General features: G+C 61.9%; 1 protein-coding gene. It reads right to left on the bottom strand.

Features of this window, described 5'->3' with window-relative positions:
• Nucleotides 1-19: 19 nt before the first annotated feature.
• Nucleotides 20-774 (bottom strand): IS5 family transposase gene (locus NZL82_RS19770; RefSeq protein WP_261271391.1). Its coding sequence is split into 2 segments (ribosomal slippage), with 756 coding nucleotides annotated over them: nt 20-444 and nt 444-774; the frame shifts between segments, so codons are not numbered across the junction. This gene is flagged as partial in the annotation.

Here is a 774-nt window from a genome sequence, read left to right as displayed (position 1 = left end):
TAGGGTCAGGACTCGTTGATCACAGCCAGAAGATGACGGTGGCAGCGAGGGTGATGGCGGAAAAGAAGGCGGTAGGGCAGCGATCGTATCGGGTTGCGACGCGGCGCCAGTCCTTGAGGCGACCGAACATGATCTCAATGCGGCTTCGTCGCCGATAGCGGCGCTTGTCGTATCTGACCGGCTCGTTGCGTGATCGCCGGCCTGGGATGCAGGGCTGGATGCCTTTGGCTTGCAGAGCATCCCTGAACCAATCGGCGTCATAGCCGCGGTCACCGAGCAGCCACTGCGCTTTTGGCATGTCGTCGAGCAGCGCTGCCGCTCCGGTATAGTCACTGACTTGCCCAGCGGTCATGAAGAAGCTCAAGGGCCGGCCGTTCGCATCAGCCACGGCGTGTAATTTGGTGTTCATGCCGCCCTTGGTGCGACCGATCAGGCGGCCGAGATCCCCTTTTTTACCCGCAGGCTTGAGGCCGTGCGGTGCGCCTTCAGATAAGTCGCGTCGATCATGACCGTTCTCGGCTCAGCACTTGCCGCCGCCAGCCCCTCCATCATGCGCAAGAAGACGCCAGCGTCACCCCAGCGCTTCCACCGATTGTAGAGCGTCTTGTGCGGACCGTAGGCGGCGGGTGCATCTCGCCAGCGCAACCCATTCTTGTTGACGAACACGATGCCGCTCAGCACCCGCTGGTCATCCACGCGCGGCTTACCATGGCTCTTGGGAAAGAACGGTCGCAGCCGCTCCATCTGCTCATCCGTCAGCCAAAACAGGTCGCT

Origin of the sequence: Sphingomonas sp. LC-1 (genome assembly GCF_025371035.1) — a bacterium.
Classification (GTDB): domain Bacteria; phylum Pseudomonadota; class Alphaproteobacteria; order Sphingomonadales; family Sphingomonadaceae; genus Sphingomonas; species Sphingomonas sanguinis_E.
The sequence above is the reverse complement of the archived record's forward strand: the minus strand, read 5'-3'. Positions and strand labels throughout refer to the sequence as shown.